At 66.6% G+C, this 26042-nt stretch carries 21 protein-coding genes; 6 read left to right on the top strand and 15 right to left on the bottom strand.

Translation table 11 applies throughout. The features are described 5' to 3' along the window. Positions 1–28: 28 nt before the first annotated feature. From C507_RS0116540 to C507_RS21805, 7 genes are all read right to left on the bottom strand, one after another. Entirely contained in the window at positions 29–1162 is a 1134-nt protein-coding gene (locus tag C507_RS0116540; RefSeq protein WP_040401342.1) for a Gfo/Idh/MocA family protein, read from the bottom strand. A 101-nt stretch (positions 1163–1263) separates the two neighbouring features. Then, positions 1264–2598, bottom strand: coding sequence for an enolase C-terminal domain-like protein (locus C507_RS21815; RefSeq protein WP_018700832.1), 1335 nt, complete (start codon positions 2596–2598; stop codon positions 1264–1266). Further along, positions 2595–3419: a sugar phosphate isomerase/epimerase family protein gene (locus tag C507_RS21810; protein ID WP_018700831.1), complete on the bottom strand. Its 825-nt coding sequence runs from the start codon at positions 3417–3419 to the stop codon at positions 2595–2597. The genes C507_RS21815 and C507_RS21810 overlap by 4 nt, the downstream gene beginning before the upstream one ends. After that, complete coding sequence (locus C507_RS0116525) at positions 3412–4932, bottom strand: tripartite tricarboxylate transporter permease (protein WP_018700830.1); 1521 nt, start codon at positions 4930–4932, stop codon at positions 3412–3414. Before C507_RS0116525 ends, C507_RS21810 begins: the two co-directional genes overlap by 8 nt. Then, positions 4929–5480 (bottom strand): tripartite tricarboxylate transporter TctB family protein, encoded by a 552-nt coding sequence (locus C507_RS0116520; RefSeq protein ID WP_018700829.1) that lies wholly within the window; start codon positions 5478–5480, stop codon positions 4929–4931. The genes C507_RS0116525 and C507_RS0116520 overlap by 4 nt, the downstream gene beginning before the upstream one ends. A gap of 10 nt (positions 5481–5490) precedes the next feature. Next, positions 5491–6501: a Bug family tripartite tricarboxylate transporter substrate binding protein gene (locus tag C507_RS0116515; RefSeq protein WP_018700828.1), complete on the bottom strand. Its 1011-nt coding sequence runs from the start codon at positions 6499–6501 to the stop codon at positions 5491–5493. 250 nt (positions 6502–6751) lie between these two features. Further along, on the bottom strand, positions 6752–7105 hold the full coding sequence (locus C507_RS21805; protein WP_018700827.1) for a hypothetical protein: 354 nt from the start codon (positions 7103–7105) through the stop codon (positions 6752–6754). Between the two features lie 309 nt (positions 7106–7414). On the opposite strand from C507_RS21805, the gene C507_RS21800 reads away from it, so the two are divergent. After that, positions 7415–8107, top strand: coding sequence for a CBS domain-containing protein (locus C507_RS21800; RefSeq protein WP_018700826.1), 693 nt, complete (start codon positions 7415–7417; stop codon positions 8105–8107). Positions 8108–8126: 19 nt separating this feature from the next. On the opposite strand, the gene C507_RS21795 is transcribed toward C507_RS21800, so the two are convergent. After that, positions 8127–9104, bottom strand: coding sequence for a 2-hydroxyacid dehydrogenase (locus tag C507_RS21795; RefSeq protein WP_018700825.1), 978 nt, complete (start codon positions 9102–9104; stop codon positions 8127–8129). Positions 9105–9319: 215 nt separating this feature from the next. On the opposite strand from C507_RS21795, the gene C507_RS0116495 reads away from it, so the two are divergent. Continuing rightward, the gene (locus C507_RS0116495) at positions 9320–9532 is read left to right on the top strand and encodes a hypothetical protein (RefSeq protein ID WP_018700824.1); all 213 of its coding nucleotides are present in this window, start codon (positions 9320–9322) and stop codon (positions 9530–9532) included. Positions 9533–9547: 15 nt separating this feature from the next. On the opposite strand, the gene C507_RS22550 is transcribed toward C507_RS0116495, so the two are convergent. From C507_RS22550 to bcsA, 6 genes are all read right to left on the bottom strand, one after another. Then, positions 9548–10234 carry a DUF1345 domain-containing protein gene (locus C507_RS22550; RefSeq protein WP_018700823.1) on the bottom strand — a complete coding sequence of 229 codons (687 nt, stop codon included), beginning with the start codon at positions 10232–10234 and terminating at the stop codon, positions 9548–9550. 47 nt (positions 10235–10281) lie between these two features. Then, complete coding sequence (locus C507_RS0116485; protein WP_040401334.1) at positions 10282–11436, bottom strand: GGDEF domain-containing protein; 1155 nt, start codon at positions 11434–11436, stop codon at positions 10282–10284. Between the two features lie 202 nt (positions 11437–11638). Further along, on the bottom strand, positions 11639–14341 hold the full coding sequence (locus tag C507_RS22545) for a tetratricopeptide repeat protein (protein WP_018700821.1): 2703 nt from the start codon (positions 14339–14341) through the stop codon (positions 11639–11641). A 281-nt stretch (positions 14342–14622) separates the two neighbouring features. Further along, the gene (locus tag C507_RS0116475; RefSeq protein ID WP_018700820.1) at positions 14623–15750 is read right to left on the bottom strand and encodes a family 8 glycosyl hydrolase; all 1128 of its coding nucleotides are present in this window, start codon (positions 15748–15750) and stop codon (positions 14623–14625) included. Then, the gene (locus tag C507_RS0116470) at positions 15747–18785 is read right to left on the bottom strand and encodes a cellulose biosynthesis cyclic di-GMP-binding regulatory protein BcsB (protein ID WP_026319174.1); all 3039 of its coding nucleotides are present in this window, start codon (positions 18783–18785) and stop codon (positions 15747–15749) included. Before C507_RS0116470 ends, C507_RS0116475 begins: the two co-directional genes overlap by 4 nt. A gap of 8 nt (positions 18786–18793) precedes the next feature. Further along, on the bottom strand, positions 18794–21112 hold the full coding sequence (gene bcsA, locus C507_RS0116465) for a UDP-forming cellulose synthase catalytic subunit (protein ID WP_018700819.1): 2319 nt from the start codon (positions 21110–21112) through the stop codon (positions 18794–18796). A 396-nt stretch (positions 21113–21508) separates the two neighbouring features. Between bcsA and bcsN the strand changes: the two genes are divergently transcribed. Both bcsN and C507_RS0116455 read left to right on the top strand, forming a co-directional pair. Further along, positions 21509–22696: a cellulose biosynthesis protein BcsN gene (gene bcsN, locus C507_RS22540; RefSeq protein WP_018700818.1), complete on the top strand. Its 1188-nt coding sequence runs from the start codon at positions 21509–21511 to the stop codon at positions 22694–22696. 345 nt (positions 22697–23041) lie between these two features. Next, positions 23042–23422, top strand: coding sequence for a pentapeptide repeat-containing protein (locus tag C507_RS0116455; RefSeq protein ID WP_026319173.1), 381 nt, complete (start codon positions 23042–23044; stop codon positions 23420–23422). A gap of 72 nt (positions 23423–23494) precedes the next feature. Here C507_RS0116455 and C507_RS21775 read toward each other — a convergent pair whose 3' ends face one another. Further along, complete coding sequence (locus tag C507_RS21775; protein ID WP_018700816.1) at positions 23495–24601, bottom strand: AI-2E family transporter; 1107 nt, start codon at positions 24599–24601, stop codon at positions 23495–23497. Positions 24602–24874: 273 nt separating this feature from the next. On the opposite strand from C507_RS21775, the gene C507_RS23505 reads away from it, so the two are divergent. Both C507_RS23505 and C507_RS0116440 read left to right on the top strand, forming a co-directional pair. After that, the gene (locus C507_RS23505; RefSeq protein ID WP_245559704.1) at positions 24875–25123 is read left to right on the top strand and encodes a CsbD family protein; all 249 of its coding nucleotides are present in this window, start codon (positions 24875–24877) and stop codon (positions 25121–25123) included. A 443-nt stretch (positions 25124–25566) separates the two neighbouring features. After that, positions 25567–25980 (top strand): universal stress protein, encoded by a 414-nt coding sequence (locus tag C507_RS0116440; protein ID WP_018700814.1) that lies wholly within the window; start codon positions 25567–25569, stop codon positions 25978–25980. Positions 25981–26042: the final 62 nt, after the last annotated feature.

The following is a 26042-nucleotide window of genomic DNA, read 5'->3' as shown; positions in this document are numbered from 1 at the left end:
TCGCTGCCGGGAAGATGAAGCGTCGTGCTCACAGGTCGAGGTCCTCCAGATCGACCCAGCGGCGCTCCTTCGACGAGGTGTAGCCGGCCTGAGCGAGCTGCACGCCCTTGGCGCCTTCCGCCAAAGTGTAGGACCACGGCGCGTCCTCGGCGACATGGCGCAGGAACTGCTCCCACTGCACCTTGAAGCCGTTGTCGAAGACCGTGTTGTCCGGCACCTCTTCCCAGTCTTCGAAGAAGTCCAGCGTCTGCGGCTCGTCCGGATTCCAGACGGGCTTGGGCGTGTTGACGCGGTGCTGGGAAAAGCACTTGTGCAGCCCGGCGACAGCGGAGCCGTGGGTGCCGTCGACCTGGAAGGTCACCAGGTCGTCGCGGCGCACGCGGGTGCACCAGCTGGAATTGATGTGGGCGACGATTTCGCCGTCCGGGCCGTCCAGCAAGAAGGTGGCGTAGGCGGCGTCATCGGCGGTGGCCTTGTAGCGCTCGCCGCGCTCGTCGAGGCGGGTGTCGATGTGGGTGGCCGCCAGGCAGCTTACCGACTTGACCGGCGCCACCACGTTGTCGAGCACGTAACGCCAGTGGCAGAGCATGTCGGAAATGATGCCGCCGCCATCCTCGATCCGGTAGTTCCAGGAGGGACGCTGTGGCGTCAGGTCGTCGCCGGTGAACACCCAGTAGCCGAACTCGCCCTTCACGCTCAGGATCTTGCCGAAGAAGCCGAGCTCGCGAAGGCGCTTGAGCTTGAGGAGGCCCGGCAGGTCGAGCTTGTCGTGGACGATGCCGTTTTTCACGCCCTTCTCGCGGGCGTGGCGGGCAATCGCGACGGCCTCGTCCAGCCCTTCCGAGACCGGCTTTTCCGAATAGACGTGCTTGCCGGCATCGATGGCCTTGCGCAGCAGGCCGGGACGCATCTGCGTGGACGCGGCATCGAAGAAGATCGTGTCGTCGGGGTTGGCGAGCGCGGCGTCGAGATCCGTGGTGAAGCGCTCCACGCCGTGCTTGCGGGCGAGGGCTTCGACCTTGTCGGCGTTGCGGCCGACGATGATCGGATCGGGCATGAGCCGGGTGCCGTCCGACAGGGCGACGCCGCCCTCCGCCTGGATGGCGAGAATGGAGCGGATGAGATGCTGGTTCATCCCCATCCGGCCCGTGACCCCGTGCATGATGATGCCGATGCGTTGCTGTTTCACCCTGCCAGTTCCTCTTTGTTTTCCTTGCGATGCAAAACCTACCAATCGGTAGGTTAGCAATCAAGTCGAATTTGTCACGTGCCCCCGAAACCGGGCCGGTCCAGCGATCCGATGGCGACCTCGCCGCCTTCGATCCGAAGGGCCGGCCGGCCGTTGACCGATCGGTAGATGTCGGGATGAGCCACCATGCGGTCGGCGATCTCCGTGTCCGGGGCGCCCTGCATGCCGCCGGCGAAATGGTGGCCATTGCGCTCCAGGTCCTGCACGCCGCAGGCGGCCGCCATGCTCGTGTCCTGCTGCCAGCAGAGTCCCGGCTGGCAGGTCAGGTCCTCGCCGGAGAGAATCGCGCCCGACGCGTCGGCCCGAGCACGGTTCAGGAGCGCGCGCAGAACGCCCTTGCAGCTCTTGATGGAGGTGCCGGACCAGCCAAGGCGGAGTGCCTCGGCGAACGCGGCCTCGTGGTCGTCGCTCTCGTCGATGACGAGGGGCACCGAGATCCCGGCCGGCAATGGGCCCGCGAGGGCCGCGGCCCGGTCGAAGGGCTGTTCCACGAAGCGCAGCGCTTCGTGGATCGGGCTGGCGGCCTCGCTTCGCGACAGGGCCCCGAGAAAGGCCAGGAAGGCGTCACTGGAGCCGTACTGCTCATTCGCGTCCAGCGTGACAGACAACTCCGGACGGGCCGCGATGACCGGCGCGATCGCCGCAAGCCGGGCGATGTCGGCGTCGGGGTCGCCCTTCAGCTTGATCTTGAAGGCGGTGAAGCCGTAGGCCTCGATCGCCGACGCAAGCGACACCGGCAGGCCGTCGTCGGGCCCGTCTCCATCCAGTTCGCCGTCGGTGAGCGGGCTGTCGAAGCCCACTGTGTGTCGCAGTTTGACGCTTTGCGGCGGTCCGATCCGCGCCAGCGTCGCCAGTATCCTTTCCCGGCTAAGGTCCCTCGGCGCGTCGGCTGCAAGCCCGAACAGGTCGCCGCGGGCGGCGGTCCAGAATGGCACGTCCGCCGACCGGCAGATCGCGTCGATGAGCGCCATCTCCACCAATGCCGGACCGAAGCCGGCCGCGAGCCGCGGCGTGCCGGCAGCCACCCGCGCCTCGACCTCGGCCCGCAGGTCGCGGGTGATGGCAATCGCGGGGCCCGTCATGCCGGGTGCGGCGGCGCAGGCGGTGCGGACGCTGTCCTCCAGCTCCGCGACCGTATCCTCGCCGGACATCTCTGCGCGCTTGTCGAACCAGCGCGGAACCATGAGCTGCGCCGACCGCCCCTCCACCGCGCGCCCGTCTATGACGACGGTAACGGTGCAGTGCGCCTCGGTGGCGCTGCGCATGGTGACGGAGCCGAAGCGAAACGGCAGCCGCATGGCGACGGCGCGGGTGGTGAAGTCGACGGCATCGATACGCACGGCGGTCACGTCAGGGTCCTTTCGCAGGCGCGGAGGGTGGCAATGCCAACCGCAGCGGTGGCGGTGGCATCGACGACCGTGCGGAACGGCTCGACGCCGATCGGATGCTCCCAGCCCGTCTGCATGAGCGCCGCGACGATCTCGTGCATCGGGTCGTCGCCCATGCCGGGCCCGCCCCGATTGGTGTCGTTGGCGTGGATGTGGGCGATGTGGCCGGTGGGAACCCATCTCTGGATCAGCCCGGCCACGGGCGGTTCGCGCCGTCCGGCCGCGCTGCAGTCGATCATGGTGCGGAAGGCGGGATGGTCGACTGCCTCCACCAGCTCCACGCCCTCGGCGACGGTGCCGATGGTGTCGGCTTCGGCAAGCGGTTCGATGCAGTAGGTCACGCCGCGCTCGCCGGCCCGCTGGGCGACCGGCGCGAAGAACGCGGCAAGCTGATCGAGGAGCGCGGCGTCGGAGATCCCGTCGGGCCGCAGCCGCTGGTTCGGCGAGCCGTGCACCAGGATCCGCCCGCCGAGATCGGCGCAGAGATCGATGAGCCGCAGCAGCACAGCCTGGGCCTCGTCGCTTCGTGCGGGATCGGTGATGGAGGCCTCTGGCAGGTGGCTCAGGAGCCAGTGCAGTCCGGTCACCCGGACTCCGGCGTCCTCCACCTGGGCCCGGATGGCCGCGACCGCGTGGCGGTCCAGCCGGTCGGGCGCCTCGCCCAGGGTGAAGGGCGCGAGCTCCAGCCCGACATAGCCGAGGTCGCGGGCGATGCGTGCTTGCTCCCCCAGGGTCTTGCCCTCGGCCGCCAGCAGTTCGTTGCAGAACGCATACTCAAGCATCGCTGGACTTTCCCGACGAGATTAGCCGCGAGACGCGGGCGCGCACCCAGGAGACGTTCGCCAGGATCGACAGCGCGATGATCAGCACGAAGGCGAGCGAAACGGGACGGGTGAAGAAGGGGGTCAGGTCGCCATCGCTGAGCGTCAGGCCGCGGCGCAGGCTCTTGTCGAGCAGGTCGCCGAGGATGATGCCGAGCACCAGCGGCGCCATCGGGTAGCGCATCTGGCGCAGCAGGAAGCCGACGATGCCGAAGAAAAGCATGACGTAGATGTCGAACACCCGCTGGCTGAGCGCATAGGTGCCGACCACGCACAGCACGAAGACGATGGGCATCAGGTAAGCGTAGGGGACCCGCAGCACCTGCACGAAGGCGCGGGTGAGGCTGAGCCCGTAAAGCCCCATGAACAGGGTCGCGAGCACCAGCATGGCGGCAACCGAGCTGATGAACTGAGGCTGCTCGATCATGATGAGCGGGCCTGGCCGGATGCCGTGGATGAACAGCGCTGCGATCAGCACGGCCGAGCTTGCCGAGCCGGGAACCGCCAGCGTGATGGCCGGGATCAGCGAGCCGGGAACGACGGCGGAGTTGCCGGTTTCTGCCGCGGTCAGGCCTTCGTAGCTGCCATGGCCGTACTCTTCCGGCTTCTTGCTGGAGCGCCGCGCCGCCACGTAGCTGGCCCAGGCGCCGATGTCCTCGCCGACGCCCGGGATAATGCCGACCAGGGTGCCGATGATGCCGGAGCGAACGGTGGTGACCTTGTAGCGCCACAGATCGACGAGGCGGGGCAGCACACGGTCGCTCTTGTCCTTGGCCGTGGCCAGGGTGCCGGCCTTGCTCCACATGGCGTTGAGCACCTCGGCGAAGCCGAAGGCGCCGACCATGGCCGGGATCAGGCCGATGCCGGCGTTGAGGTCGCCCACACCGAGATTGAAGCGGACGTGGGCGTGAATACCCTCCGAGCCGATCATGGCGACCATCAGCCCGAGAATGCCGGCGATGTAGCCCTTCACGGGGGTCGTGTCGGCGGTAAGCTGGCCGGAAATGACAATGCCGAACACGGCAAGCCAGAAGAACTCGAAGCTGCCGAAGTTGAGGGCGGCCTCGGCCAGCGGCGGTGCGATCATGACCAGAAGCACGATGCCGACCAGGGTGCCCAGCATCGAGCCTGCCGTGGCCAGGCCCATCGCGTAGCCGGCGCGTCCCTTCTTCGCCAGCGGGTACCCGTCGAGGGAGGTTGCGGCGCTGGCCGGCGTGCCGGGAATGTTCAGCAGGATGGCGCTGCGCGAGCCGCCATAGATGGCGCCCACATACATGCACAGGAGCACGAGAATCGCGGCGGTGGAGTCCAGCGAATAGGTCAGGGTGGTCATCAGCGCCACGCCCATGGTGGCGGTGAGGCCGGGCAGGCTGCCGACAATGATACCGAGGAGCGTTGCCCACGCGGCATGGAACAGCAGCGTCGGCGTCATCAGCCCCATGAAGGCTGTGGCGAGGTCGTTCAGGGCACTCACGGCAACCTCACCAGGAAGACTTCGGAAAACAGCGCCGTCGTTCCCCAGCTCGCCGCCAGCGCCAGCAACGCGGCGGAGCCCAGGCAGATCAGCCGGGCGCGGGTGCTGCCTTCCGCGGGCCAGGAGAAGAGAGCTGCGAAGGCAAAGACGAACACGACGGTCGCCCAGAAATAGGGAAGCCAGCCGAGCAGAACGATCGCGTAGGCGAGCGTGAGCGCAGCCGTGAGGCCGAGACGCATCCAGGATCCGCTGGCGAAGACGGATGACGATTCCTCGGACGCTGCGCGCGCGCCGTCTCGGAACAGCAGCGCCGCGCAGATCACCATCAACACCCCGAGGATCATCGGTACGAGGCCAGGGATGGATGCGGGATGGATCTGGCGGATTTCCAGACGATCCATCGTGTAGCCGCCGACTGCCATCGCCAGGCCCAGTGCGGCCAATACGATGGCGGTCAGGCGGTCAGCCTGCGACATGGTCATGATGAATGCCCTGAATAACGTGAACACGGGAGCCGGCGCGGTGCCGGCTCCCGCAAGGTCGGTCACACCAACCGGTTCAGGGGCAGTCGATGCCGATCTCGGAAGGATCGACCACGGCCTCACCGCGCGTCACCCGGGCACAGGCCTCGGAGATCACCACCGGCATGGCCTTGTCCAGCGCCGCCTTGCCGTAGCTCGGCGCGAACACGGCGCCGCGATCGTTGGCGTAGGACTTGAGGGCCTCGCTGTTCATGACGTGGTCCTTCCAGACCTGGTCCACTGTCTCGTAGACCTCGTCCGGCGCACCGACCGGGATGAACACGCCGAAATAGTCGGCGGCGACGTGGAAGTCGGGCAGGAACTCGGTGATCGGCGGCACCGGGTCGATGCCCTCGACCTCGAGCGCGGTGTCGGAGAGGACTGTCAGCGGACGCAGGCGGCCGGCACGGATCATCTCGGTCTGTTCCACGGCGAGCTGGGTCGTGGCGTCCACTTCGCCGGAGGCAGCTGCGATCACGGCCGGGTTGCCGCCGTCATAGGTGATCATGCGCGCGCCGGAGAGGTCCTTGCCGGCGCCTTCCTTGATGGCGGCGAGCGCCATGCCGCCGGACGAGTTCACGCCGGCGGTGCCGACGGTGACGGAGCCGCTTTCCATGGCCTCGAGCAGGCCGGGAAAGTCCTGATAGTCGGTGTTGGCGTTGACGCTCACGACCGGCACGTTCGCCACGTGCAGATAGATGGCGTAGTCGTCGATGGAGGTGTCCTCGATCAGGCCGGTGACCGAGTAGGTGGCGTTGTTGGCGATGGCGTTGGCGGTCCAGGTGTAGCCGTCGCGCGGGGCGTCGAGGGCAGCCTTGGTGCCGGTGGAGCCGGACGCGCCGGGCTGGTTCACCACGACGACTTCGGTGCCCAGCGCCTCTTCGAGGATGGGCGCCACGACGCGGGTGACCTGGTCGGTGGAGCCGCCGGCGGACCACGGCACGATGATGTTGATGGGACGGTCGGGCTTCCAGCTGTACTCGTCAGCCAGAGCCGGCGCGCTGATGCAGGTCGCGGCCATGAGGCCGACGATGAAACGGTAGTTCATTTGTTGTTCCTCCCTAATCTACCGTTTGGTAGGATACGAGGGGAACGCGACCTGTCAAGCGCTCCGATAAGGGCGTCGCAAAGAGCCGTTCGGCAGAACGAAAAAGGGAGGCCGAAGCGCTTGCCAGCGGCGGCAGTTCAATCGGATTTACAGCCGGGCAGCGATATCAAGATACTGGTTTGACGGGATATTGAGGCGGCAAAGCATCGTCATTCTGAGAGAACGACGCTTTGGCTGCCGTCATGCCGTCTCACTCGCCAGACCGGAACATCGCTGAATCGGCTTCCTCGGCCAGCTTCGCGGTTTCGACGCTGAAGTCGCCCAGAGCCGCCTCGAAATAGTCCGACTGGATGTCAAGCGCATCGGCAGCCGACTGACAGGTGGCGAGTTTCGCGACGAGGTCGGCCTGGGCAGCATAGCGGCGCCCGGCATAACGCAGGCTCTCGGCGGTGAGCCGGAGTGGCGTCTCCACCATCATCTTGTGCCAGATCTGGGCATAGGGCGCGGGTGAAACGAACGCGTCGCCGAGCGGGCTGCCGAACTTGAAGGCGTCGGCGAACGGGTTGCGGGGGAAGGCGCCGCCGGTTTTCATGGCTTCGGACATCGTGGGGTCTCCATCAGTGCCGCGTGGTCGAGGGAACACCACTCTGGATGAATCACCGCGCAAGGGCGTTGATCCCGCTCAATCGGGCGCGGCGCGAGACGCTGTCGCGCGAGCCCCCCTGCGGGAACAGCCGGTGGAATGGCGAAACCCGAGCGGGACGCTTGACGTTTCTCAAGGGCAACCAGCGACCGATCGCTCATAAAGGCGATCGATGGAGTGGGCATCACGCCCGCTCGACGCCACCAGGATTGGTTCCGCGCAGCGCTTGCCGAGATCGGCAACCCGGCGGGCAACCCAGGGAGATGAAACATGCAGGTCGGTGACATCATGACGGTAGGGGCGGCGACGGTGTCGCCCGACACCACGATTGCCGAAGCCGCCGCGCTCATGCTGGAGCACCACGTCAGCGGCATGCCCGTGGTGGACGGCGAGGGGCAGCTCGTTGGCGTCGTAACGGAGAAGGATCTGCTCCGGCGCAGCGAGATCGGCACCGAACAGGAGCACCGGCGCTGGATGGAACTGGTGATGAGCGCCGGCACCCTGGCCGACGAATATGTAAAAGCCCATGCCCGCAAGGTCTCCGACGTCATGACCCGGGACGTGGTGACCGTGGCACAAGATACCCCGCTTTCTGAGGTTGTGGATCTGATGGAGGAGCGCGGCTATCGACGGCTTCCGGTGGTGCGCGACGGCAAGGTCACGGGCATTGTGTCCCGGGCCAACTTCCTGCGCGCCCTCGTCCGACGCGCCGATTCCGCTCCGCCGATCACCGTCGATGACCTCGGTATCCGCAACCACATCGTCGAAGAGATCGACCGGCGTGGCTGGGTTCCGTCGAGCAGCATCGACGTCACGGTGCGCGACGGGGTCGTGGAGTTGAAGGGGGCCGTGATCGACGTGCGCATCAAGGATGCGCTGCGCATCGCGGCGGAAAACACGCCCGGCGTGAGAGCCGTCGAGGACCACGTGGAACTCGTGCCCCAGATGCCGGGCTGGATGTGATTCATCCGCCGGGAACCGTTCAGCCGGAGAGGCGGTCGGCGTTCACGCAGTTGAGAAGTGGTTCGCCGGCGATCAGCCGGCGGACATTTTCCACGAGGCCGGCGACGATCCCATCATAGGAGGCATCGGTGACGCCGGCGATGTGCGGCGTTGCGACGACATTCGGCAAGCCCAGGAGTGGCGAAGCGGAATCCACTGGTTCGCTTGCGAACACGTCGAGACCGGCGCCGGCAATGCGCCCGTCCACGAGGGCTTCGATCAGCGCCGGCTCGTCGACGAGGCCACCGCGCGAAGGGTTGATCAGGACGCCCTCCGCTCCGATCAGCTCCAGCGCCGTGCGGTCGATCAGGCCGCGGGTTTCGGGCGTCACCGGGAGGCACAGGAAGACGATGTCGGCTTCGTCGAGGAGACGGGGCAGCCCGTCCATCGTGTCGATGCGGTCCATGCCGAGCCGGGTGGCGAGTGCGGGGTCCGGCGCGCGCTTCACGCCGATCATGCGCACGCCGAACGGGGCCAGCCGTGTCGCAAGCGCCTCGCCGATGCCCCCCATGCCGACGAGACCGGCAGTCTTGCCGAGAAGCGACCGGCCGATGGGCTTGCCCCAGCTCGCTCCGCCCCGGATCTCGTCGAAGGCGAGCGGCAGCTTCCGCAGCACCGCGATGGCCGCCATGACCGACCATTCCGCGACCGATTCGGCGTTGCCGGTCCCGGCGGTTGGCACGTTGGCGACCGCAATGCCACGCGCGCTTGCAGCCTCCACGTCGACGCCCTCGAGGCCCGATCCGAACTGGATGATCAGCCGCAGACCGCGGACGGCGTCCATGAGCGCCCCGTCGATGCGGGTCATGGTCGGAATGAGGACATCGGCTGCCGCGCCGTTCTCCAGGATGTCGTTGGGATCGATGCCCTGGATGGGCGCATCGGGAAGGGCGGAGTGAAGGTGCGCTCGGGCGGCGGCAAAGCCGGCGCTGGCAAACAGGATCGATGGCGATGTCACGGAACGCGGCTCTGTCGTCGGGAGGGGAAGACCGACGCAAGGGTAGCATCCACGCCGGCGGCCTCAATGCCTCTTTCGCGAGCCGTTCGCATTCATGAGTTCATGACCTCGTCGCGACACCGTGAGCGGTGCACCGCCTTTCGGCCCCGAGCGCCTTGGTCTAGACTCGGTCGTTCGCTCTTGATGGAGCGATCGATGGAACGTGGAGCGGTGCCATGGCCTCCAACCGCGAGAAGTCCGACGATGACGGCCGGCGCCCGATGGGCGGGCTGACCGGCGGCGCGTTCGCGGCCGGCGCGATGGCGCTGGGCGCTCTCATGCTGGGCCGTCGAGCGCTGAGCTCGGCGCGGGACCGGCGGCGCGCCCGTCGCATTGATCCTCCGTCCCGGCCGGCTGAACCACGACGCGGCGACACCGACGGCGAGTAGACGGACCGGCCGCGCTCAACTGCCGACGAGGTTGGCGGCGATGTCGACCAAAAGGGCCAGGTTGATCGTCGAGAACAGGAACGACAGCACGCCGTGAAAGGTCACCCACTTGCGGAAGGTGGGGCTCACCGTCACGACGTCCGACACCTGGAACGTCATGCCCGCGCAGATCGCGAAATAGAGGAAATCCCAGTAGTCGGGCGCGCGTTCGCCTGGGAAGACGAGTCCCGTCTCTCCGGACGGAACCGCTTCCTCGGGGCGATAGTAGAGGTTGGCATAGCGTACCGCGAAGATGCATTGGATGGTGAACCAGGTGATCAGCACGGTGCCGCCGCCCAGCACCAGGTGGAGCGCTTCCGAGACGGCGCCCTGATCGCTGGACACCCGCAGGACCCAGATCGTCGCGGCCACCGACACGCAGGCCCCGACGACAAGCAGGACGGCGAAGGCGAGGGGGCCGGCGGAGGCGACGACGATCCGATCCCGGAACGGCAAGGCGCTCCATCGGCTCATTACGGTCAGCACGAGGGCAATCTGACAGAGCGCCGCGCCGCACCATCCCGCCGCGACACGAAACGCCGGCGACAGCGAGGCGGGCAGCAGCGCCGCGATGGCGAGGCCAACGGCCAGGCTGATCAGGTGGCGCCCGATCAGCACGCTGCGGGGATGGTTGATCACCATGAAATCGATGTGACGGTACAAGCGCCTGGTCTCCCGGGTTGAAGTCGGCCTCCCGTCAACCCGAGAGCCTAGTGGGGGCGGGTTGCCTCGCTCCAGCACACCCGGTTGCGGCCACCGTTCTTGGCCTCGTAGAGCGCGGTGTCGGCGCCAAGCAGCAGATCCTGCAACTGCCATTGCTGGTTCGGCGGCGAGGCATGAACGCCAGCGCTCACGGTGCAGGAGAGGGGCCCTGCCGGCGTTGCGATCTCCTCCTTCTGGAAGCGGCGCCGGATCCGGTCGGCAACCAGGATTGCCTCGGCCTCCCCCGTCCCGGGCAGGACGACGGCGAACTCTTCGCCGCCGATGCGCGCGGCCAGGTCCGTGGCACGCAACGCCTGGCGACAGACCACGGTGAACCGTCTGAGGACGAGGTCGCCGACGGCGTGGCCGTGTGAATCGTTGACGTCCTTGAAACGGTCGAGGTCGAAGATGATCACCGCGGTGCTCTCCACCGTGCCGCTCGCCTTCCCGATGTCCAGAAGTGCCCGGCGGTTCAGCAGCCCGGTCAGGGAGTCCGTCATGGCGTCCGCCCGGTGGCGGTTCGCGATCCGTTCGTGCACCAGGGCGAGACAAAGGGCGCCGATGCCCGTCAGGCCGAGCAGGGTGATGACCCCGTTCAGCGTCTCCACCAGGGTTTGCGGGATACCGAGGAAATCGGGTTCCTCGAAGAAGAAGAGGGCGATGCCGCAACTGAGGAAGCTGATCCCGATCAGCGCCGTCAGGCCGGCCAGTCCGGTCAGGTAGACCGGGCTTTCGGTGCGCGTCGCCCAGAACACGCGCGAGATCTCGAGCAACAGGACGAACGCGGCCACATCGAAGATGACCATCATCGTTCCGGGCCTGCCAGCGAGGGCCGCTGCGGACGTGGCACCGATGCCCGCGGCGATCCGGATGGCTGCGCCGACGACGGGCAGGTCTTTTTGCCGGAGCTGCTCTGCTGCCATCCAGCCGACGGTGATGCCCGCGATGCCGAGAATGGCGGCCAACCACCCGAGCAGGAGCGTCGGTCGCTGCTCGAACAAGCCGAACGAGACGGTGGAGCCCACGAGCACCAGGGTCCCCAGCGACCAGGTGCGCAGAAACCGCTCGGGCCGGTTCGACAGCCAGACCAAGAACGTGACGACGGCGAGCCCCCCGCAGGTGACCCCCACCATGATCATTATGGTGCCTATATCGAGGATCATGCCCGACCGCCGCAAAGGGGGCACACCGAACGCGGCATCCCCTGATGCCGAGTAGCGGCACTCCACCGTCCGGTGCAAGCGCAAACTGACGCGCACCACATACTACAGGATGTGGCGCACGCCTGTGAAAAGCGAGTGGAATGTGGTGTTGCGGCTTGCGCGGATGAAAGCCGAACCCGGTCTGAAGACCGGCGGACGCCCTTTAGTAGCGACGCTGCTGAGGCTCGCGGGCGAAGCGAATGACGTTGAGGGCACTGCGAGAGTCCGGCGTCGATGCCGCCCGGTCGACGGCTTCGAAGATCTGCTCCGCAGCATTCCACTGACCCAGGTTGTAGTGGGCGTAGCCGCGCAGCAGCATCAGGTCGCGCTGGTCGGGGGCCACCCGCGAGCGCTCGTCGAGGGCCATGATTGCGTCGGCGTACTTGCCGTCGCGATAGGCGGCCAGGGCCCGCTGGGTGAGGATCTCGCGCGACACCTCGGCCCGCCGGGTTCGCGGCTGCGGCGACTTGGTCGCGGCGACGGCAGCTTCGTTGGTCAGGTTCTTGGAGGCCGTGGCGAGGGTCTCGCCATAGGCGGCGTCGGCAATGTCCTCGGCGCTGTAGCTGGTGGAGTAGGCGGTCTCGAATGCCATCGCCGCTTCGATCGGCCGCTTCAATTCCATCAGGCACCAGCCGCGGGTCAGCGCGTCGCCACCCCGGATCGCGCCACGCTTGATGGCGGCTTCCGTCAGGCCGACGCAGCGGGAGTAGTTGCCGCTGGCGTAGGCGCTGCGGACGGAGGAGGTGGCGCCCGGATAGGCGTCGATGAGCCGCGGAGCGCTGGTGGTCCGGGCCGGCCCGGCCGGGAGGTCGGTGTTGATGGCGATCACGTCCGGGCCGCCTGTCGCGAGCACGGTGGCTGTCGAGGTGTCGCGGCCCCAGTTCGGAGCGCCGCCCGTGTAGATGATCGAGCCGCCACTCGAAGCCTGTCCGGCCCGGGGGCGGTAGTCGCCGTAGGGCGTGCCGGCAGAGGCTGCCACGTCGCCCGACATGTCGAAGGCGGCCGGCTCCTCCTCCATGCGGAAGGCGCCGCTTGCGGTGGTGGTGGCAGTCTGGGCCGGGCGGCGCGTCGGCTGGGTGCGCATCGGGGCGCCGGTGGCGCGCGTGGCGGTCGTGGTCCGGGTGGTCTGCATCACGCCGGCGGTGGTGCGGCGCGGGGTGGCGGTCGTGGATCGATCGCGGGTCCCGGCCTGGACCTGCTCGCGATCGCTCACGTCGCCGCATTGGATCTGCTGAACGCCGCTCTGCAGCAGCGAGTCGTCCGGGCTCTCCGACTGGCTCGGAGCCTCTGGCTGGTCGCCGGTACCGGTGGCGAGACTTGCCACGGCCGGATAGACCGGACCCCACTCGGCGATGACCTCGTCGAAGCCGGCGGTGTCACCCAGCCGTAGCCGGGCAAGCGCCAGGCCGAACAGCGCGGCCTCGGACGGCTTCCAGTTGGCCGAAGTGATGAACCAGTCTTCCGCCGTCTGGAACTGGCAGGTGTTGTAGGAGTACCAGGCCAGCGCCTGGGCGCCGTTGGCATCCCTCTGCTCTACGACGACCGGTGCGAACCGGGTCACCGTCTCCTGGTCGATGGCGAACAGGTCCTTGCCGGTAAGGAAGGTCGCCACGGCCTCCAGATAGATGTCCATGATGTTGGCCGAGGTGTTGCGCCAGATATAGGCGGCCTCCCGGGCGCGGGCCTCGTCGCCCATGGCGCGCAGGGACAGGATGAAGCCCTGGGCGGCCTCGACGCCGTGGCCGCGCTCCAGCGCGAAGCGGAACCACTCAAGCCCGTCCTGCGGATTTTCGTGCCGGTAGAGATACCAGCCGAGCAGAGTGGCGTCGTTGGTGTCGCGGCCGGTTGCGGCCTCCTTGGCCAGCGTCTGCAGCTGGGTTTCCGGCACCGTGAGCGTCGGGTCCTCGGCGGCCTTGCCGACGGCACGCCGGATGACGTTGATCTCCACGCTGGCGAACTCGTTCACGCCGTCGGCGCCGGTCCGTCCGAACTGGAACAGCTGGTCGATCAGGTTTTCCGGAAGCAGCTGCGAGGCCTTCTCGACCGTTGCGATACGCTCCTGCGTGTCCTCGCAATTCTGCAGGACGTAGGCATAGGCATCGTAGGCCCGCTGCATGCGGTCGGTCTTCGCGAACGCTTCGGCCACGCGCCACAGGACGTCGACGTTGCGGCAGACCAGAAGCTCCGGATTGTCGGAGGCGATGTTGATGACCGCCTGCCACTGCTCCAGCTTGGAAGCATTGGTCAGCCGTTCGCGCGACTCCGCTTCGTTCAGGGCGTTGATAAGGGCCGTGGGCGGCGCCCAATTCGGATCGCGCTGCTGCCGCTGCGCCAGCATCTCGCGCGCCTCGCTGTATCGGCCTTCGCCGAACAGGTCCCAGATCTCCTGGGTCTGCTGGTCTTCGCCGACCGGGTCGAGCAGGTTCGTCGGCGGATCCCAGTCCGGGTAGAGCGCGCGCAACCGGCGCAGCTCCGCCTCAAGACGGTCGACATCGCCCTGGCGCGCGAAGTAGCGCAGCGCGCTCTCGTCGGCCGGAGACGGGCCTGTGCTGGAGCGGTTGCCGGACTGGCTGCTGAACAGTGTCTGTTCCTGGGCGCCGGCCGGCAGCAGGAACTTGTCCGTCCCCTGCGGCCAGGGTCCAATGTTGAGAAGGTAACCGATCACCAGCGCGGAGGCGGCGCCGATCATCATGTGGTGGCGGCGCTTCAGGCGGATGCTGGGGGAAGAGGGAAGCGTGCCGAAGCCGTCGCCGGCAACGGCCGAGCGCAGACCGGTCAGGATCCGGTCGGTGGGGCTGTCGCTGCGAGCGCGCCGGAGCGCGTGCGGCTTCCACCTATCAGAACCAGGCTCGAGGCCTACACTCATTACACGTCAACTCCGACAGCCTCATCGGGGCGGCAGTCGTCCCGACCTGTGCTGCTTCCACCCGTCTGGGCACGACACCATGCGGATCATGGCAGAATCCGTAGTGCGACCATGCAGCGACACGGTTAATAGATGGTAAGAGACCGTCGCCCCCCGGCGAAAAAGGTGGTCTGCTTCAGTCTATCCGGAGCGGATAGCGGCGGGCAAATCCAAGTGTTGCGCGGTGCCACACTTTGGGCGACTTGGTAAACGCGCTGTTAAAGCTTTAGGCGACGACAGGGTCAGCCTGGGAGGCAGCGCGGATAGTCCTCGGCCAGGACAGAAAGGGCAAGCAGCTGCAGCGACGAAGGATAGTAGTCCGTCGGCTGGAAGGTCTGGAGATCATTGGGGATCGGCGTGCCGCGCAGCGCGCAGGCAATGAGCGCGGCCTGGATCCGGTAGCCCGGATCGTCAAGCTGCTGCTGGATCTCGTCCGTCTCGACGTTGACGACCGCCGGCCGCCCGTTGCCCCTCTGGTTCCAGGCCTTGTCGTAGGGTTCCAGGAGCGAGATCTCGGTGATGCCACCCTGGATCAGATAGAGCGGGATGCGGATGGAGTTGTAGCCGAACACGGGATCGAAGCCGGCCGCCGGCCGGGGGGGCTGACCGGCCTGCATGGAGATCCAGTCGGTGGGCAGCTTGTAGGTGCCGAACCGGGCCTCGCGCAGAAGCGTCAGGCCGCTGGCATTGACCGCGCTCCAGTCCGTCTGCGGCGCGAGCCCCTTCATTGCGTTGATCGCGGCGAACACCCAGTAGGACGGGTTGACCACCGGCCCATCCGGTCGCTCCGAGGCCGAGAAGCCCTGGGAACCGGGCAGGATGAGGCTCATCCGCCCCTCCTGCACGATCAGCGTCTGGCCGATCGTCGTCGCCATCTTGGCGGCGTGGTCGCGGTACCGGTCGATACCCCAGCGCTCCGACGCCTTCAGGAGGGCCCAGACGATGAGAATGTCGCCGTCGGTCGCGGTGTTGATGTCGGCGATGTGCGGATCCGCGTCGGGCACCCATTTCCAGGCGGCCAGCCCGTCGTCGCGGATCAGGAGCTGGGTCAGGGTGAAGGTCCAGATCTGCTCGAATGTCGCCCGGTCGTCCGCGGCCACCGCAAGCAGGAGCCCATATCCCTGGCCCTCGGAATGGCTGATGCCGCCATTGCCGGTGTCGACGATCCGGCCGTCGGGGGCGAGGAAGTTCTGCCGGTAGGCCGCCCACGCGTCGCTGGTGATCGACGGTGCGGTGGCGCTGATGCCGACGCCGGACTGCTGAGCGTGCGCCGTCGGCGAAAGCCCGGGAGCGAGAGAAGCGGAAAGCGCGACGACGAGGAAAACAAGGAGCGGGCCGGTCAGGCGCTGCAGGGTCCGCTTGAGGGTCACTTCTTTCTCCCCATTGGCTCGATGACACGGTGGGTAAAGATGCCCAGGAACACCGCAGCCAAAATCATGACAATCGCGTAGATGCCGTTGTTGATCGAGAACCAGTTCGCCGCGATCAGACGAATATTCTGAAAACTCAACGCTTCGGTGACAAGGAAGGTTGGGTTTTCCGCCGGCAGTGTCTGCACCGCTTCCGATTCCACCTGGAAGGCGGACAGGCGCCCCCCCATCCGGTCCCAGCGTTCCGCCGCCGACAGCGCCGCGACGCCGGCGGAGAGAAGCGCGGGCGTCGGCGCGGTGACCAGGGTCCAGGCATTGTCCACCGACTGTGGCGCGGCGGCCTGGGCGATGATCAGGGTCGCCTGTTCGCTGATGGCGGGACCATCCTCCTCCATGTCGCCGGCGGTGATCGCGGCGAAGGAGACGTCGAACTGCCGGCCGAACCAGTCGTGCACCTTGCCGAGCCAGCCGGCCAGGCCCTCGCCGTGGCGAACTTCCGAGCGCCAGCGGTCATATAGTTCTTCCGTCTGGGTGCGCTCGTCGGTCATCAGGTCGTCGGTCGACTGGAACTCGTCGATCGACACGTTGCGGTTTCTCAGCGCGTCCTGTTCGCGGGTCTGGGCGCGCAGCCGCTGGAGGATCTCGTCATACTGGCTCAGTCCCCGGGCCTGGGTATCGGCAACCGACGCCCTCGGCGTGAGCCAGCTCTGCGGGATCACCTTGTCGACCCGCGTTTGCTGAAGCACCAGCGGGGTCACCTCGGCAAATGATCCCACGACGATGGCGGGCCTGCCGATGAGCGAGGAAATGCTGTCCACCGCGACAGCGTTGAAGCGCCTGCCGCGGGTTACCGCCATGCGGGCCAGAAGGCTCGCGGTCGCGCCCAGCGTGTCGCGGGAATCGCCGGAAACCCGCACGGCAATCGGCCGGTCGCCCAGCGAGTAGGGGAAGCCGTCGGCCCCGAACGAGGCGAGGTCTGGCACCCGCCCGATCCGGGCGAAAGCCGGGAACACGAACTCGGTGGTGTTGAACAGCACGAAGCGCTGCTGGGTGGAAACGGTGCCACCCGGCAGGCAGAGCTCGTCGGAGTCCGTCAGCAGATTGACGGAGATGCGGATGTCGTTGACGCCCGGCCGGAAATTCTTCAGCAGGATCCGGACCGGGAACTTGTTGAAGACGCGGCCTTCGCTGGCGGTGAAGGACAGCGCAGTCGCGAGAATGCCGTTGACGTAGACGTTGAGGCGGCTGCCCGGCCGTACCGCCGGGGTATAGGCGGCATCGAGATCAATCGTGGCCTGGCCGTAGGCGGCGGCGAAGAAGTCCGGCGGCAGTTCGATCTGGAAATGGGTCTCGAAGCGACGGCCGGAGAACTCCTGGGTGAACACGCCGGCGTCGCGCAGGCTGAACCGGTCGGCGCCGTTGATCTCAATGGCGTCCGGCGAATGCCAGGGCGGCGTCGAGGCGATCGGATTGGTGCGCGAGATGGGATCGATTTCCGATTCCAGGCGGCGCATGGCGACGTCCAGTCCGCGCTCGTCCGGTGCGGCGACATAGACGGTGGGGCCGATGTCGGGCCGGTCCTGCAGCACCGCCGTCGGCCCGCCCTGGCCATCGGCGGACACGCCGCGCACCAGCCGGCTGATGTCCTCGTAGGTCCCCATGACGAGATTGACCACGCCGGGGCGCGGCGGCGCGTCCATGCCGGGGGTCAGGATCTCCACGAGTGGCTGCGAGAATCGTCCGCGCACGGCCATGATCTGCGCGGCTTCCAGGATCCGGTTCTGGGACGCCGCCGTCATCACGGCCGGCTGCAGGACCCGGATACGGGTGGCGCCTGTGGTGTCGACGCCGACCGCAGGCAGCTCGGCGAGGCTCTGCAGCGGCACGTTTCCGCCACGGAAGGACAGGCCGGTGAGCCGGGGCTCTATGCGCGTCCAGAGTTCGTAGGTGGCGGAAAGCGAGCAGTCGATACGATGGCGCTGATCCACCTCGAAACGGATCGCGTTGGCTCCTGGCCGCACCATGTCGGCGGTGATCGGAACCGCCACGACCTTGGTGTTGTCCGGGCTGTCGATCTCGGTGGTGAGGATCTCGCGGGTGTTGAGGAAGACACGCAGCTCGGAGGCTTCCGGCAGCACCAGGACGGAGTTGGTAAAGGCCACGGTGAGCGTTGCGCCGCGAGCGGCCTGCGCGGCGGTCAGGTAGAGCGTCCAGCTGCGGAAGTCGATCTCGCCGCCGAGGCGCAGATGCGAGAACGGCACGATCGGGCGATCGACGGCCGGAATCGTCTCAGAGATGTTGCCAAGGGCCACTTCCAGCGTCCGCTGGCCGGTGGCGGTATCGTCTTCGAGAAACTGATTCAGAAGCTCCAGCTGGTCGGAATTGTCGATCGTCAGAGGGTTGCGCTGGCTGCCCAGCTCATTGCCGGTGGGCGAGCCTGTGTTCCAGACCGAAGGGGCGTTGCCCGGGCTGCCCTGGTTGGTGAGCGTCTCGATCGGAGGCAGGGACGGATCCTGCGGTCTCGAGGGTGAGGGCTGCGCCGTGGTCTGACGGGACGTCGAGCCTCCGCCGCTCCCCTGGCCGATGGAAAAGGGCGGTGGCGCGGCCTGGCTGTCGGGCTGTGCGCGCTCGATGGACTGCAGTGTCGGGGCAGACCCGGAGCCGCCGGACTGGAAATATTGCGAGGCGGTGTCGCTGATCGATCCCGACAAGCCCCCCGTGCCGGACCCGGTCGACGGGGAGGTGGAGCCGGAGCCGAAGGCCGGTGCAGGCTGAGAGCTGGCCGATCCGGCGCCAAAGGCGGGGGGCTGCCCGCTCTGGCTCTGCGATTGCGGCCGCGAGGTGGTTCCGCGCGACGTCGAATCCGATCCGGCGGCGGGCTGTCCGGGCGCGGAAGCCCCGGAGCCGCCGCGGTCGGTGGGCGACATCTGGAAGGGCGCCGGCTCGTCCTGTGCGTGGGCTGCAAGGCCCCCGATGGCCGCCACGGCGCAGGCAAGCGCAAGACGCGGCAGGAGGCGGGCGCGGCGGCTATCCATCGGCGGCCTCATTCTGCCGGCACCGTGCGCGAGCCCTGCGGCGTGGGCGAAACGGGGCCGTCATCGAAGTCGTCGTAGCTGCCGGTGGGGTGGTCGGGCGGAGGCAGGCGCTCCACGGGACCGTGGCCGGCCGTGCTGGCGTTGTCGGCCGAAATGCCCTGCTCGGCGGGGCCGCCCCCTTCGTCCTTGCGCGGGAACAGATAGGAGAGGCCGCGGACGGTTTGGTAGAACGCCATGATGAAGAATTCGCCGATGCCGCGCAGCACGCCGATATCTTTGCGCCGGCCCTGCTGGAAGGCGACCCACTCATCGGAGTCGGCGAAGACGAGGTCGGCCACGAGGCGGAAGTGAGCCGCCTCCTTAGTGGCGAACTTGCAGCCGAGTGCCTGACCGCCCTGGTCTCGCATGATCGACATGACCTGCAGCGGCAGCGCGTTGGACTTCAGCTCCGCGCGCGGCTCGAAACGCATGGACACTTCCTGGCCCCGCTTGAGGTTGCGCAGGGCGTTCGCGGGAACTAGCAGGCGGGTACCAGTGACCGATACGTCGTCGATCTTGGCGGGCACGACCTCGTCGCCGAACAGAATCTCGGCCTTTCGGTTAATCGTGACGCGCTGGCTCTGACGGAGGTTCTTGCGCTCCGACACCACGCCGAGCGCCGCGCCCATAATGATGAGATTGAAGACGTTCCAGCCGCCCACGACGATCGCGATGTCGGCGATGTAGGGCTGCGTCCAGACGCGCCAGATTGTGACCAGAAGCGCGAAGAACAGGATGAAGAAGATGATGTAGAACGGCCAGCCAAGCTCCGAGATACGGCTCTGCGTGGTCGATTCACCCTTGGCGGTGACCTTGAAGGTCGGTTTTCGCGGGTTCATCAGCACGCCGCCCAGCGCCTTGATCAGGTAGACGGACTGGATGGTCTCGTAGAGTTCGGAAACGAACGGCCAGCGGAAGCTCGAATACAGGTAGTTCTGCATCAACACGTTGATGAGCATGTAGGTCATCGTGTAGGCGGCGAACTCCGCCCCGGACGCGTTGAAGATCTGCAGCGAGAAGAACAGATAGGCCAGCGGCGCGAACAGGAAGGTCAGCCGCGGGAACGGAAACAGCCAGAACATCGACGCGGCCATGTAGCACAGGCGCTGCGGGATCTTCAGGCCGCGCTTCAGGAACGGGCGCTTGAGAAGGATGATCTGCAGCATGCCCTGCGCCCAGCGCGAGCGCTGGCCGATGAAGCTGGCGAACGTTTCCGGCTGCAGGCCGGCGATCATCGGCCGGTCGACATAGGCGCTGTGCCAGCCGCGCGAATGCAGCTCCAGCGCGGTTTCCGCGTCCTCGGTGATGGACACGCCCGAGAATCCGCCGGCCAGTTCCAGCGCCGAGCGGCGCAGCACGGCAGCCGATCCGCAGAAGAACGAGCCATCCCACTTGTCGAAGCCCTTCTGGATCATGCCGTAGAACATCTCGTTCTCCGACGGCATGCGGTACCAGGTCTCCAGGTTGCGCTCGAGCGGGTCCGGATTGATGAAGAAGTGCGGCGTCTGGACCAGGAACAGGCGTTTGTCGTCGCGGAACAGCCCCACCGTCTGCTTCAGCAGATCGCGCGTCGGTGCGTGGTCGGCATCGAGCACGAGCACCAGCTCGCCGTGGGAGTGGGCGAGACCGTTGTTGAGGTTGCCGGCCTTGGCGTGAAGGTTCTTGGCGCGGGTCAGGTAGCGGCAGCCCATGTCGCGGGCGAGCTGCTGAAGTTCGCGACGACGCGCCTGCGCCTCAGCGGCCTTCTCCGGATCCTCGTCCTCGCACTTCTGATCGGTGCCGCCATCGTCGAGGAGATAGACGACGAACTTTTCCGACGGGTAGTCCATCTGCTTGGCCGCGGCGAGGGTCGTGGCCAGAAGCGCCGGTTCCTCGTTATAGGTCGGGACGAACACATCGACGGTCGGCTGGTCGTCGTCCGCCAGCACCCGGGCCTTCGGCCGTTCCAGCGGATCGGAAACGGCAAACAGGCTGAGGAACAGCATGTAGACGCTGTACATCTCGGCGACGTACAGGATGACGCCCGGAATGAAGTCTTCGAGCTGGCCGATGGGCGGGATCGTGCTGGTGGTGCGCCAGTAGACGTAGCGCAGCACGATCGAGGTGGCGAGCGCGAGCACGATCAGCCGCAAGGCGCCCTCGCGCTTGAAATTCTTCAAGATCGCGATGACGGCCGCGACGAGCATGGCCGTGATGAAATGCGTGTTGATGTCGATCGGCTGCGTCACCATGAAAATGATGACAAGGGCGAAGAACGCCCAGCCGACTACATTCAGGATCTTAGCCATCCAGTCTACGCCACGCCGTCCGTGCGGGTTTGGTCGATGCTATGCATGCTCCATCTCCCTTGCCCGGAGCTATCACCGCGCAACTTAGGCTGCGCGCGTTAACAGCCTCTGACCATCCGATCGCCGTCGTCCCTTGCGTTAACCTCTACCCCAATTGGCCTCCCCGGGTCGTTCAAAAAATGTAGCGGCCCGTGCGTTCGCGGTGCGGCACGTCGCGCTTGCGGGCGTGATTTGCGGTCAACCCCGGCCGGTCAGGGCGCGCGCGAACATGGTTAACGGATTCTCAAGGCTTGGCGGTTAGCAAGAATCGGTGCGCGCAGTGTGCAGGTTCTGCGGTCGGATACCCGGCCGCGGAGAACCGGGAAGTTGGCGTGCACGGTTCGAGATGGAAGGCCCATGCTGAAGCTTCTGGCGCGGACAAGTCTGATCGTCGCTCTCGCCCTGGCGGTGGCAGCGTGCTCGTACAAGCCGCGCGGCCCCCGGCTCGCCACCCTGGCGTCCAAGGTGCCGGTCGAGAATGCCTTTATCAGCACGCCACCCGGTGGTCCTCAGCCCATCGCCATCGTCGAGCAGCGCTTCTACAACGGCGTCCTTCAGGAGATCCTGCTGGAAAACCCGACCGCCTCGGCCGGTGAGAACGTCCTTGTCGCGCGCGCCTTCGGGCCGATGGGCGACGATCGCGGCATGGAGCGCATGCCGATGGACGAGCCGACCACCGCGGACATCCGCCGCGAGATGCGCGAGCGCTTCCCCGGCGTGGCCATGACCATCTCCGAAACCTACGTGCAGAACCGGTTCGGGCCGTTCGGCTTTGCGACCGGTCGCCTGGGCAACGGTGTGAGTTGCATCTACGCGTGGCAGCAGATTCGGGCCAAGAAGAGCGTCCTGTTCCCCGGCTACCGCGGCGCCGTCACCTGGCGGCTGCGCTTCTGCGACCGTGGCGCCACACCGCGCGAGCTGCTGTACCTGCCGTACGGTCTGAACGTGAACGTCTACTTCCTGCAGGACAACTGGAACATCTACGGCAAGCCGCCGGAGCCGAATCCCGATCTCGGCGAGCTCGGAGCGCCGATGGGTCCGGACAAGGTCGTCGAGGACCTGTCGATGGCGCCGCCGGCCGGCTACGGCAACTATCGGAGCAAGCCGACCCGGCGCAGCAGCAGCACGCGTACGTCGGTCAAGCGTGAGGCTCCGAAACCGGTCGACAACGAGGCTGCCGCCGGTGCCGCCGTCGTGCCGCCGCCATCAACGGCCCAGAGAATCCGGGTCACGCAGCCCAGCACTTCGTCGGTGCCGGCGCCGCGCCGGACGACCACGCCTCAAGTGCAGCCCGCTCCGTCCATTTCCGCGCCTACGACATCGGGGTCGATCCCGCGGCCCGGCACGCCGTCTCCAACCACGCCAAGCACGGCGATCAAGCCGACCACGCGGGCGCCATCGATCCCGGCGCCGGCGACCTCCAGCTCCATCCCGACGCCGCAGTCGGGTGGATCGTCCTCCGGTTCGACGTCGGACGGGGTGCGGACGGTCGGCCCATCGACAAACCTCGCCCCGGCACCGCAGGCCCCTAACGTGATCCGCTAAAGCAATCGCAGGAAAAGTGCCCTTGCGGTTTTCCGTCCGCGATTGCGGTTTAAGAAGCCAATCGCAGGAAAAGTGCCTTTGCGGTTTTCCGTCCGCGATTGCGGTTTAAGAAGCCAATCGCAGGAAAAGTGCCCTTGCGGTTTTCCGTCCGCGATTGCGGTCCAAAGACATCGCTTACGCGAGCTCGCTTCGCTCGCCGCTGCGCGGGCGCGGCCTCCGGCTGGCGCGCGGTCGCGCGATGAATAAGAGACGGCAGGCTAAGTGGGCACCATGTATCCCTCGGCGACAGCAATCGTCGGACATGGGCTGGCAATGCCAGCAAATGCTCCGGCCATGGAGGGGACCATGAGTGAAACCCGACGGCAGAACCCGTTCGATGGCCCTCAGATGCAGGGGGCCCAATTCAAGCGAGCCGACATGTCCGGCGCCGATTTCGACGGCGTCAACTTGGCGGATGCCAGTTTCTTCGCCGTCCTCAAAGGGGCAAAATTCACGAACACCAACCTTGGTGGAGCCGAGTTTGACGACGTCAACCTCGCGGACGCCCGGTTCGACAATGTGAACCTGTCAGGGGCGACCATTACCAACGCCAACCTGTCGGGGCTGCGCATCACGGGCGCGACCTTGGAAGGTGCGGAAATTGCGGATGCGAACCTCATCGGAATGCGCATCGACGGCGTGCTAGTGACCGACCTTTTCGCCGCCTACGAGCGCGCGACCTCTTAGCAGTCTGCCCGTCTGCCTGTCGGCGGCCGTCGACCGGAACGGCTCGGCGCGCCCCTGGACCCCGGCTTCGCCTCAGGAGAGGCGAAAGCGCGGAGCCAGGTGATAAAGAACGATCCGGAACACGATCAGCAGCGGCACCGCCATGAAGGCGCCGAGTATACCCCACACCCAGAGCCAAAGGACGAGGGACAGAAACACCACCATGGGCGTCATCGCGAAGCGATGGCCCAGCACGGTGGGCGTGATGAACTGGCCCTCCATCAGGTTCAGGGTGATGAAGGCCAGCGGCGGCGCCAGCACTGCCGCGGCGCTGTCGAAGGTGATGGCTCCGACGCCGAGAAGGATGACCGCCATGGTCGCCGGTCCGATATAGAGCGCGAAGTTCAGGACTGCCGCCATCGCGCCCCAGAGGTGGGGCGAGGGGAGACCCAGGCCCCACATGACAAGGCCGACGATGATGCCGAATGTGGCGTTGATGCCGGCGATGGTCAGCACGTAGCGCGACAGGGACCGCTCGATCTCGCGAAACATGCGGGCGGCGGCACGGCGTCGGCGGAAGCGGACAAAACTTGCCAGGACCTGCCTTCGGAATTCGGTCCGGCCTGCCAGGAAGAAGTAGAGCGTCGCGAGGAAGATCAGGACGTGGGCGCTGATGTCGGGGGCCGACGAAACCATCGCGGTAACCAGGCCGGGTGACTTCACGGCGACCTCCATGGCCGCCTCGTCACCGCCGGCGGTTGCCTCGTTCACCTTTTCCTCGACCTGCTTGAGCCGTTCGAGCGGCCCGCGGATATCCTCCCACTTCTGCTCCAGTTCGCTGGTGATCTCGGGAATGCGGGCCGACCAGGTTTCCAGCGGCACCGCCATGGCCACGATCAAACCGGCAATGGCGCCCACCGACGTCAAGACGATCAGCGCGCTGGACAGGGCCGGCGGCAGGCCCCGGCGCTTCAGCCAGTCGACCACCGGCGCCAGCGTCAGGCCGACCAGAAAGCCGCCGACGGTGGGGGCGAGGATGCTGCTTCCGAAGTGCAGCACGGCGACGAAGGCGATAATGAACAGCCCTACCGTCGCGAAGTTGGCTGCCGTCGCCAGAGGCCGACGCACGCCACCGCTTTCGGCCGTCTCCGAATGGGCCAGCGCGGCGATGGTCAACTCGCCTTCCTCGTGGTGCGACACGCCTGTCTCCTGATCGCGCAGCGGAACCCGAAGCGGCGGACGCCGCCCCAATCGCGGTGTCAAATCAGACAGATGCGCGCCGTGCCGAGCGTCCGGTTGTCCCCGGGGTGATGTCGGCTCAATTCCCGAAACCGGGGGTGGTTCCGTGGGATGCAACGGCGCTGCCGGTTTTTCAGCTCCGGGATCCGGGGGCGCGGGAACCTTTCGGGCCAGTGCACGGTTCAGGTTTGAGCGGGTGACTGGGTCGCTGGCGTGGGTGGAGTGGGAGTGATGATGCTGGAACAGATTCGCGACAATTGGCGGCCGATGAAGGGTGCGGTTCAGGAACGGTGGTTCCGTCTCACCGACGACGATCTCGACCAGATCGACGGCCGGCTCGAGCGCCTGGTGCGGCGCATTCAGGCACGCTACGGCGTCACCTCGGAGGAGGCGCACGATCAGGTCAATCAGTGGTATGCGCGGCTCATTCCCGAGCGCCGCCGGCCGATCCAGACCCGGAAAGCGCCCGCAGCCGTTCTCTGACGGACTGTCGCATCGATGATCCATCGCCGTCCCGGGCGCCTGCGCGGGGCGGCTTTTTTATGGGGTGAAGCGGTCTCGACCGTGCCTGGGGGGGCAAGTCGCGCACACTCCGCTCAAGTTGATATTCCGAAACTATTAAATAGATTGGGGCGCAAATTTGGTTGCTTCGCCCCAATTCGGTTTATTTCGATTTTTTGAGGGCCTATACGTCCCTTTGCGGGCGGGAATACTTATACATTTCGCCGGGTAAGGGTGGCTTGGATTGACTTGCCCGGACCGCCATGACAGGTTGGCGCACGGCCGAAGACCCGATGCGGGACTTTGGGGGCCTGACGCCGGCTGCACTCCTGTCGCAGGAAACCTGTCGCTTCCGACAAAAGGCGACCGGGAAGTCGGCGATCGGCCCCGTCTGCCAACCACATCGTGCACCGACGGGACGAAAGATGTTCAAGAAGATAATGCTGCCGGTCGATCTTCAGCACGTGGATCGGCTTGAGAAGGCGCTCCGCGTGGGTGTCGACCTCGCCCGCCTCTACGGATGCGGACTGTGCCTCGTCGGCGTGACCGCTGAAACGCCGACCGCAGTGGCGCACAACCCGGAAGAATATGCCGACAAGCTGGAGCATTTTGCCTCCGAGATGGCAGAGAGCCAGGGCCTCCCGGTGGAATCCGTGGCCTATGCCGCGCATGACCCGGCCGTCGATCTCGACAAGACCCTGCTCGCCGCCGCCGAAGAGACGGAGTGCGATGCCATCGTGATGGCGTCCCATGTCCCGGGCCTGCCGGAGCATTTCTTCGCCTCTCACGGCGGCAAGATCGCATCCCACGCCCACGTGTCGGTGTTCGTGGTCCGCTAAGCCAAGCAGTCCGGCCGCGCCCCGGCGCGCCGACCCATTTTACGATTGTCCATTCGCTCCGC

The sequence above is a fragment of the Amorphus coralli DSM 19760 genome, from assembly GCF_000374525.1.
Classification (GTDB): Bacteria; Pseudomonadota; Alphaproteobacteria; order Rhizobiales; family Amorphaceae; genus Amorphus; species Amorphus coralli.
Note: the sequence above shows the minus strand (reverse complement) of the source record. Positions and strands in the feature narration are given on the sequence as shown.

Bases quoted from the DNA above. Each gene is read 5' to 3' on its own strand.
- C507_RS21810 (WP_018700831.1), bottom strand. From the start codon at position 3,419: ATGCTTGAGTATGCGTTCTGCAACGAACTGCTGGCGGCCGAGGGCAAG.
- C507_RS0116495 (WP_018700824.1), top strand. From the start codon at position 9,320: ATGGCCTCCAACCGCGAGAAGTCCGACGATGACGGCCGGCGCCCGATG.
- bcsA (WP_018700819.1), bottom strand. From the start codon at position 21,112: ATGGCTAAGATCCTGAATGTAGTCGGCTGGGCGTTCTTCGCCCTTGTC.
- C507_RS22545 (WP_018700821.1), bottom strand. From the start codon at position 14,341: ATGAGTGTAGGCCTCGAGCCTGGTTCTGATAGGTGGAAGCCGCACGCG.
- C507_RS0116485 (WP_040401334.1), bottom strand. From the start codon at position 11,436: ATGATCCTCGATATAGGCACCATAATGATCATGGTGGGGGTCACCTGC.
- C507_RS23505 (WP_245559704.1), top strand. From the start codon at position 24,875: ATGCTGGAACAGATTCGCGACAATTGGCGGCCGATGAAGGGTGCGGTT.
- C507_RS21805 (WP_018700827.1), bottom strand. From the start codon at position 7,105: ATGTCCGAAGCCATGAAAACCGGCGGCGCCTTCCCCCGCAACCCGTTC.
- bcsN (WP_018700818.1), top strand. From the start codon at position 21,509: ATGCTGAAGCTTCTGGCGCGGACAAGTCTGATCGTCGCTCTCGCCCTG.
- C507_RS0116440 (WP_018700814.1), top strand. From the start codon at position 25,567: ATGTTCAAGAAGATAATGCTGCCGGTCGATCTTCAGCACGTGGATCGG.
- C507_RS0116455 (WP_026319173.1), top strand. From the start codon at position 23,042: ATGAGTGAAACCCGACGGCAGAACCCGTTCGATGGCCCTCAGATGCAG.
- C507_RS21800 (WP_018700826.1), top strand. From the start codon at position 7,415: ATGCAGGTCGGTGACATCATGACGGTAGGGGCGGCGACGGTGTCGCCC.
- C507_RS0116540 (WP_040401342.1), bottom strand. From the start codon at position 1,162: ATGCACGGGGTCACGGGCCGGATGGGGATGAACCAGCATCTCATCCGC.
- C507_RS0116515 (WP_018700828.1), bottom strand. From the start codon at position 6,501: ATGAACTACCGTTTCATCGTCGGCCTCATGGCCGCGACCTGCATCAGC.
- C507_RS0116470 (WP_026319174.1), bottom strand. From the start codon at position 18,785: ATGGATAGCCGCCGCGCCCGCCTCCTGCCGCGTCTTGCGCTTGCCTGC.